Annotated in this window: 7 protein-coding genes and 1 riboswitch; of the genes, 5 read left to right on the top strand and 2 right to left on the bottom strand. The window is 53.6% G+C overall.

Features of this window, described 5'->3' with window-relative positions:
* The first annotated feature begins 61 nt into the window (after nucleotides 1-61).
* Entirely contained in the window at nucleotides 62-979 is a 918-nt protein-coding gene (oxyR, locus tag OMR58_RS21990; protein ID WP_105594509.1) for a DNA-binding transcriptional regulator OxyR, read from the top strand.
* Here oxyR and sthA read toward each other — a convergent pair.
* A complete protein-coding gene (sthA, locus tag OMR58_RS21995; RefSeq protein WP_200563844.1) occupies nucleotides 962-2362 on the bottom strand; it encodes a Si-specific NAD(P)(+) transhydrogenase in 1401 nt (466 codons plus the stop codon). The genes oxyR and sthA overlap by 18 nt on opposite strands.
* A gap of 192 nt (nucleotides 2363-2554) precedes the next feature.
* Between sthA and fabR the strand changes: the two genes are divergently transcribed.
* Both fabR and OMR58_RS22005 read left to right on the top strand, forming a co-directional pair.
* Nucleotides 2555-3196 carry an HTH-type transcriptional repressor FabR gene (fabR, locus tag OMR58_RS22000; RefSeq protein WP_105594510.1) on the top strand — a complete coding sequence of 214 codons (642 nt, stop codon included), beginning with the start codon at nucleotides 2555-2557 and terminating at the stop codon, nucleotides 3194-3196.
* A gap of 12 nt (nucleotides 3197-3208) precedes the next feature.
* The gene (locus OMR58_RS22005) at nucleotides 3209-3562 is read left to right on the top strand and encodes a YijD family membrane protein (protein ID WP_105594511.1); all 354 of its coding nucleotides are present in this window, start codon (nucleotides 3209-3211) and stop codon (nucleotides 3560-3562) included.
* A gap of 33 nt (nucleotides 3563-3595) precedes the next feature.
* Here OMR58_RS22005 and trmA read toward each other — a convergent pair whose 3' ends face one another.
* On the bottom strand, nucleotides 3596-4696 hold the full coding sequence (trmA, locus tag OMR58_RS22010; protein WP_264546914.1) for a tRNA (uridine(54)-C5)-methyltransferase TrmA: 1101 nt from the start codon (nucleotides 4694-4696) through the stop codon (nucleotides 3596-3598).
* A 123-nt stretch (nucleotides 4697-4819) separates the two neighbouring features.
* Nucleotides 4820-5000: riboswitch (cobalamin riboswitch) on the top strand.
* A gap of 67 nt (nucleotides 5001-5067) precedes the next feature.
* Between trmA and btuB the strand changes: the two genes are divergently transcribed.
* Together btuB and murI are read left to right on the top strand one after the other, a co-directional pair.
* A complete protein-coding gene (gene btuB, locus OMR58_RS22015) occupies nucleotides 5068-6939 on the top strand; it encodes a TonB-dependent vitamin B12 receptor BtuB (protein WP_264546915.1) in 1872 nt (623 codons plus the stop codon).
* A complete protein-coding gene (gene murI / locus OMR58_RS22020) occupies nucleotides 6884-7735 on the top strand; it encodes a glutamate racemase (protein WP_264546916.1) in 852 nt (283 codons plus the stop codon). The genes btuB and murI overlap by 56 nt, the downstream gene beginning before the upstream one ends.
* Nucleotides 7736-7968: the final 233 nt, after the last annotated feature.

Here is a 7968-nt window from a genome sequence, read left to right on the forward strand (position 1 = left end):
GGGCTAATCGTTGATTGCTATCCTATCTATCGCCACGGACTATCGTGGTCTGGAGGATAAGATGAATATTCGTGATCTTGAGTATCTGGTTTCGCTGGCGGAGCATCGTCATTTTCGTCGTGCAGCGGATGCCTGTCATGTAAGCCAGCCGACCCTGAGCGGACAGATCCGCAAGCTGGAAGATGAACTGGGCGTTATGCTGCTTGAGCGCACCAGCCGTAAGGTGCTGTTTACCCAGGCGGGGCTTCTGCTGGTGGATCAGGCGCGCACCGTTCTGCGTGAAGTCAAGGTGCTGAAGGAGATGGCCAGCCAGCAGGGCGAGGCTATGTCCGGTCCGCTGCATATCGGGCTGATCCCTACCGTGGGCCCTTATCTGCTGCCGCAGATTATTCCGTCGCTGCATAAAACGTTCCCCAAGCTGGAGATGTATCTGCACGAGGCGCAAACCCAGCAGCTGCTGGCGCAGCTTGACAGCGGCAAGCTGGACTGTGCCATTCTTGCTCTGGTCAAAGAGTCGGAAGCGTTTATTGAAGTGCCGCTGTTTGATGAGCCGATGAAGCTGGCGGTATATCAGGATCACCCGTGGCACGATCGCGATCGTGTGCCGATGTCGGATCTGGCCGGTGAAAAGCTACTGATGCTGGAAGATGGTCACTGCCTGCGCGATCAGGCGATGGGCTTCTGCTTCCAGGCCGGTGCCGATGAGGATACGCATTTCCGCGCGACCAGTCTGGAAACGCTACGTAACATGGTGGCGGCGGGCAGCGGAATTACGCTGTTACCTGCGCTGGCCGTACCGAAAGAGCGGGTGCGTGATGGCGTATGCTATCTGCCCTGCTACAAGCCTGAACCACAGCGCACCATTGCCCTGGTTTATCGTCCGGGTTCGCCCCTGCGCGGCCGTTATGAACAGCTGGCAGAGGCGATCCGAACACATATGCAGGGCGTGATGATTGGCGGATTAAAACAGGCGATTTAAGCCGTTTAGCGCCGCCACCCGATAGGCTTCGGCCATAGTCGGGTAGTTGAAGGTGGTATTCACAAAGTACTCGATCGTGTTGCCACCGTTTTTCTGCTCCATAATCGCCTGACCGATATGAATAATCTCGGCGGCACGTTCACCAAAGCAGTGAATGCCGAGGATCTCTTTGGTTTCGCGATGGAACAGGATCTTCAGGCTGCCGACGTTCATCCCGACAATCTGCGCGCGTGCCAGATGTTTGAACTGTGCGCGGCCCACTTCATACGGCACTTTCATCGCCGTCAGCTGCTGCTCGGTTTTACCCACGGAGCTGATTTCCGGAATGGTGTAGATACCGGTAGGGATATCCTCAATCAGGTGTGCGTTGGCTTCGCCTTTCATCAGGGCCTGTGCCGCAATGCGCCCCTGATCGTAGGCGGCAGAAGCCAGGCTTGGGTAGCCAATCACATCGCCCACCGCGTAGATATGCGGCTGTGCGGTCTGATACATGCTGTTGACCTTCAGCAGCCCACGGCCATCGGCCTTCAGCCCGACATTTTCCAGCGACAGCGAGTCGGTGTTACCGGTGCGTCCGTTGGCGTACAGCAGGCAGTCCGCTTTCAGCTTTTTACCGGATTTCAGATGCATAATCACGCCATCTTCAACCCCTTCGATTTTCTCGAACTCTTCGTTATGGCGAATCACTACGCCGCTGTTCCAGAAGTGGTATGAGAGAGAATCTGACATTTCCTGGTCGAGGAAGGCCAGCAGACGGTCGCGGGTGTTAATCAAATCGACTTTGACGTTCAGCCCACGGAAGATCGAAGCGTATTCACAGCCAATGACCCCGGCACCATAGATAATGACATGGCCTGGCTCATGGTGAAGGTTGAGGATCGAATCGCTGTCGTAAACCCGTGGATGGGTAAAGTCGACATCCGGTGGGTGATAAGGGCGTGAACCACAGGCGATCACAAATTTTTCAGCGGTCAGGCGTTCCGTGGTGCCGTCATGGCTTTCGACTTCAATGGTGTTGGCATCAACAAAACGCGCATCCCCCTGGAACATCTCACAGTGATTTCGTTCGTAGAATCCCTGGCGCATACGGGTTTGCTGACTAATTACGTTCTCGGTGTGGTTGAGAATGTCGGCAAAGGAGGAGCGAAGGAGACGTGAGTGGTCGCTATACAGTGGGTTCTGGTTAAATTCGATAATGCGGCTAACGGCATGGCGCAGTGCTTTCGACGGAATCGTTCCCCAATGTGTACATCCGCCGCCGATATTGTGGTAGCGCTCGATCACTGCGACTCGCGCTCCCTGTTTCACCAGCCCCATGGCAGCACCTTCACCGCCCGGGCCTGAACCAATAATTATGGCGTCGTAATCATAAGACTGTTGCATACCAATACGTCCTATTTTATAAAACAATTTTACAACGATATTCTAACATCCAGCGGCCAACTTCCCAATTCTTACCGCTTTTTTTGCCACCATTTGCCAAATTTCCAGGTTAACAGGCGGTCACAAAGTTTGCGGCACTGTACGCTGAAATTTTTGCTATAGTGCCCACTTGCAGGCTAAACAGGCATAAAAATGGGCGTCAGAGCGCAGCAAAAAGAACGTACACGGCGGTCACTTATCGAGGCGGCATTCAGCCAGCTAAGTGCCGAGCGTAGCTTTGCCAGCCTGAGTCTGCGCGAGGTGGCCAGAGAGGCGGGCATTGCCCCAACGTCATTTTATCGTCACTTTCGTGATGTAGATGAACTGGGGTTAACCATGGTAGACGAAAGTGGCTTAATGCTTCGTCAACTAATGCGACAAGCGCGTCAGCGTATTGCCAAAGGCGGCAGCGTTATTCGCACTTCCGTGTCGACTTTCATGGAGTTTATCGGCGATAACCCTAACGCCTTTCGGCTTTTGCTGCGTGAGCGCTCAGGGACATCCGCCGCCTTCCGCGCCGCCGTCGCCCGGGAAATACAGCATTTTATCGCCGAACTGGCGGATTATCTGGAAGTGGAAAATCGCATGCCGCGCAGCTTCACCGAAGCACAGGCGGAAGCGATGGTCATCATTGTGTTTAACGCCGGTGCAGAAGCACTGGATATCGATGCCGGACAGCGTCGTCAGTTGGAAGAACGGCTGGTACTGCAACTGCGTATGATCTCGAAAGGGGCATATTACTGGTACCGCCGTGAGCAGGAGAGACTGGCTGTGACGCTGGCATCCAACGATTAAAAAGGTGGAGACATGAGTTTAGCTTCAGGCAGAGACAAAGGAACGCTGCTGCTGGCGTTTTTAACCGGACTTTCCATTAACGGCAGTTTTTCTGCACTTTTTAGCTCGATAGTACCCTTTTCAATGTTCCCGATTATTGCCCTGGTGCTCGCCGCCTGGAGTCTGCACCAGCGCTATCTGAATCGCTCAATGCCTGACGGAATGCCGTCGCTGGCCGCTGCATTCTTCCTGCTGGGTATTCTGTTGTATAGCGCGATGGTACGGGCGGAGTATCCGGACATTGGTTCGAACTTTATCCCGACCATCTTGATGGTGGCGGTGGTGTTCTGGATTGTGAGCAAGTGGCGGGTGCGTAAGAGCAGCTGAATTTCAGGGCGATCGAACGATCGCCCTGATTGTTTAACGCCGGGTCAGCAGTACGCCGCATTCCATATGGTGGGTATACGGGAACTGATCGAACAGCGCCAGGCGGGTCACATCGTGAGTGGCCGATAGCGTGGCGAGGTTGTTGCACAGCGTTTCAGGGTTGCAGGAGATATAAAGGATGCGCGGATAGGCCTGCACCATTTTCACCGTTTCATCATCCAGACCGCTGCGTGGCGGATCGACAAAGATGGTTTCACACTCGTAGCTCTTCAGATCGATCCCTTCCAGACGGTTAAAACTTCTTTCACCGTTCATCGCCTGGGTGAACTCTTCCGCCGCCATACGAATGATCTGTACGTTATCAATCTGATTCACCGCAATATTGTACTGCGCCGAGGCGACTGAAGGCTTGGCGATTTCGGTAGCCAGTACCCGGCGGAAATTACGTGCCAGCGCCAGCGAGAAGTTGCCGTTGCCGCAGTACAGTTCCAGCAGGTCGCCGCTTGAGTTACGAGTGGTATCCAGCGCCCATTCCAGCATTTTCACGTTCATGGCAGCATTAGGCTGGGTGAAGCTGTTTTCGACCTGGCGGTAAATCATCTCCCGGCCATCCACCGTCAGGCACTCATCCACGAAATCCTGGTCCAGACAGATTTTGGTTTTCGTGGCGCGGCCAATCAGATGCAGGTTAAATCCTTCTGCACGCAGCGCATCGCGCAGCTGCTCGGCGGCCTGCTGCCAGACTTCATCGAGCTTGCGGTGATACAGCAGGGAGACCACGACCTGACCGCTTTGCGTAGAGAGGTAGTCAATCTGGAACAGCTTAAAGCGCAGCGCCTGTGTTTTCCGTAGCGTAGCCAGTAATCTTGGCATCAGGCGATTAATCAACTCGCTGGCGGCCGGGAAGCTGTCAACGCGGATTCTTTCGCGCGTTTGCTGATCGAAGATGATGTGATAGAGATCATCACCATCGTGCCAGACGCGAAACTCGGCACGCATCCGATAGTGGCTGACCGGCGAACGAAAGATTTCAACTTCGGGCGCGTTAAAGGCTGACATCATTGACGTCAGGCGGTTTACCTTTTCGGCAAGCTGATCTTCATATTGTTCTACGGGCAGCTGTTCGGGCGTCATAGTGGTTCCTGGATATTTGGCGGAGATAGCCGGGCGATTGTAGGGATTCCACATCTGATGTCCAGCATTGTGAACGAATTGCCATTATGGATGTCCAGCTGTCTGGACTTCCAATTGCGTTATACATAAAATGCGCTCTCCGGCCTCCCCATGAGTTAAAAGGGAATCCAGTGAAAATCTGGAGCTGACGCGCAGCGGTATAGAATGTCATGGCAATCGCGCAAGCAGACACTGTCTTAGGATGGGAAGTCATTGCCTTTAAAGACACTGAGCCCGAAGACCTGCCGGATTAACGTCGCATTATTACGATCATCGCGTGCTATCGATCGTAAGCCTGCGGCATCCTGCTGGTTTTTTGGATGCTCTATACAATGAAAAAAATGAATAAATCGCTGTTTGCCTTTAGCGCAACGGCAATTGCACTCTGGGCGCAGTATGGCTTTGCACAGGATAATAAAGAATATACGCAGGTTGTAACGGCAAACCGCTTTCAGCAGCCGATCAATACAGTACTTGCGCCGACCACCGTTGTGACTCGCGCTGAAATCGATCGCTGGCAGTCTAAAAGCCTGAGTGATGTGATGCGCCGCTTGCCCGGCGTCGATGCCGTACAGCAAGGGGGGATGGGGCAAAAGACCAGCCTGTTTATTCGCGGCACCAACTCTAATCATGTGCTGGTGCTGATTGACGGCATCCGTCTGAATCAGGCCGGTATCACCGGTTCTGCAGATATCAGCCAGATTCCGCTGGCTCTGGTGCAGCGCGTTGAGTATATCCGCGGTGCCCGTTCTGCGGTTTATGGTTCCGATGCGATTGGCGGCGTGGTTAACATTATCACCACGCGTGAAGGTGAAGGTACGACGCTGGAAGCCGGGGTGGGTTCAAACAGCTACCAGAATTATAACGGCTCCACCCAGCAAATGTTGGGTGAAAACACCCAGGTGACGCTGGCCGGGGATTATACCTACACCCGTGGTTTCGACGTGAAGGCCGGTTATCCAAATGATTACGGCCCGGCTCAGCCAGATCGCGATGGCTTTATGAGCAAAACGCTGTACGGCGCGTTGAACCACCAGTTTAACGAGCAGTTCAGCGGTTTCGTGCGCGGATACGGTTTTGATAATCGTACTGGTTATGACAGCGGTTACGGTTATACCGTACCGGGTTCGTTAGTCGATACGCGCCAGCTCTACAGCCAGACCTGGGACACCGGGCTGCGCTTTAATCAGGGTATCTACTCTTCACAGCTTGTTGCCAGTATCAGCCACGTCAAGGATTACAACTACGATCCGCGCCTGGGGCGTTATAGCGACGCAACGACCCTGGATGAAAGCAAACAGTATAATGTGCAGTGGGGCAATACGTTCGCCGTGGGGCAGGGTGCCGTTAGCGGTGGCGTCGACTGGCAGAAGGAAACCACGGAACCAGGCACCAGCTCGCTGGCAAACAGCACCGAGCTTCGTAATACCGGCCTGTATCTGACCGGGCAGCAGCGGTTCGGTGAGTTTACCGTTGAAGGCGCGGTGCGCGGTGATGATAACTCCCAATTCGGCTGGCATAATACCTGGCAGACCAGCGCCGGTTGGGAGTTTGTAGAAGGCTATCGCTTTATTGCTTCTTACGGTACGGCCTTTAAAGCGCCAAACTTGGCCCAGCTGTACAGCAACTTCTACGGCAACGATGACCTGAAGCCGGAAGAGAGTAAGCAGTGGGAAGCCGGATTTGAGGGACTGACTGGTCCGGTCACGTGGCATATCTCCGGCTATCGTAATGACATCGACAATCTGGTTGATAGCGATCCAACGACCTACCGTTACTACAATATCTCGAAAGCCACGATCAAGGGCGTTGAAGCAACGGCTTCCTTCGATACTGGTCCGCTGAGCCATGAAGTCTCCTTCGACTATCTGGACCCGCGTAACGGTGCGACCAATGAGATTTTACTGCGCCGTGCGAAACAACAGGTCAAGTACCAGCTTGACTGGACGGTATATGACTTCGACTGGTCTGTGACCTATCAGTATCTCGGCCAGCGCTATGATAAGGATTTCAACGTTTATCCCAACCCTACAGTGAAAATGGGCGGAGTCAGCCTTTGGGATCTCGCCGTGTCGTATCCGATCACATCCCATCTGACTGTTCGTGGTAGAATTGCCAACCTGTTCGATAAAGACTACGAGACAGTGTATGGCTATGAAACCCCTGGACGGGAATACTACCTCAACGGCAGCTACACCTTCTAATCCGCGCCCCACCGTGCTGGTTTTTGACTCCGGCGTCGGTGGGCTTTCGGTCTATGATGAGATCCGCAAGCTTTTGCCGGATCTCCACTATCTCTACGCGTTCGATAACGTTGCCTTTCCTTATGGTGAAAAGTCAGAAGAGTTTATCGTTGATCGGGTTGTCTCTATTGTAGAAGCGGTTACGCTTCGTTATCCCCTCGCGCTGGTGGTCATTGCCTGTAACTCGGCCAGCACGGTCACCCTGCCTGCATTACGCGAACGGTTTTCCTTCCCCGTAGTAGGCGTTGTGCCGGCGATCAAACCCGCTGCGCGTTTAACACGTAACGGTATCGTGGGCCTGTTGGCGACGCGTGGTACGGTAAAGCGTCCTTATACCCATGAGCTGGTGGCTCGTTTTGCCAGCGAGTGCAAAACGGAAATGCTGGGTTCGGCGGAGCTGGTCGAGCTGGCGGAAGCGAAACTGCACGGCAAACCGGTGGCGATAGAAGAGGTGAGGCGGATTTTACAACCCTGGCTGCGTATGAAGGAGCCACCGGATACGGTCGTGCTGGGATGTACGCATTTCCCTCTTATTAGTGAAGAGCTCCAGCAGGTGTTGCCGGAAGGGACCCGGTTAATAGATTCTGGTGCTGCGATTGCTCGCCGTACCGTCTGGTTATTAGAAAATGAATCGCCAGAAGCTTTTTCTACAGATAGTAATATCGCTTACTGCATGGATATTACGGAACAGGCAGTACAATTAATGCCCGTTTTGCAGCGCTACGGGTTTGAAAAGCTCGAAAAACTAGCGCTCTGAAGCACTTTTGGGCAAAAAAACAACATTCGCACATCTTTTTAAAATTAGCCCTTGTCAGCCGCCAGAAAATCCCTATACTGCGCCTCCACTGACACGGAACAACGGCTTACAGGCCAGCGTGTTAGAGGTTCAGGAAGTTGTCTGAATCGCCGGAAAAAACTTCTCAAAAAGAAGTTGACTCCGAAGGAGGAAAGCGTAATATACGCCACCTCGCAGCAGGAAGCCTCGGCACT

The organism is Erwinia sp. INIA01, assembly GCF_025947915.1.
GTDB classification, from domain to species: domain Bacteria; phylum Pseudomonadota; class Gammaproteobacteria; order Enterobacterales; family Enterobacteriaceae; genus Erwinia; species Erwinia coffeiphila.

Excerpts from the sequence above, each read along its gene's own strand:
- trmA (WP_264546914.1), bottom strand. The coding sequence starts at position 4,696 with ATGACGCCCGAACAGCTGCCCGTAGAACAATATGAAGATCAGCTTGCC.
- fabR (WP_105594510.1), top strand. The coding sequence starts at position 2,555 with ATGGGCGTCAGAGCGCAGCAAAAAGAACGTACACGGCGGTCACTTATC.
- sthA (WP_200563844.1), bottom strand. The coding sequence starts at position 2,362 with ATGCAACAGTCTTATGATTACGACGCCATAATTATTGGTTCAGGCCCG.
- btuB (WP_264546915.1), top strand. The coding sequence starts at position 5,068 with ATGAAAAAAATGAATAAATCGCTGTTTGCCTTTAGCGCAACGGCAATT.
- OMR58_RS22005 (WP_105594511.1), top strand. The coding sequence starts at position 3,209 with ATGAGTTTAGCTTCAGGCAGAGACAAAGGAACGCTGCTGCTGGCGTTT.
- murI (WP_264546916.1), top strand. The coding sequence starts at position 6,884 with ATGGCTATGAAACCCCTGGACGGGAATACTACCTCAACGGCAGCTACA.
- oxyR (WP_105594509.1), top strand. The coding sequence starts at position 62 with ATGAATATTCGTGATCTTGAGTATCTGGTTTCGCTGGCGGAGCATCGT.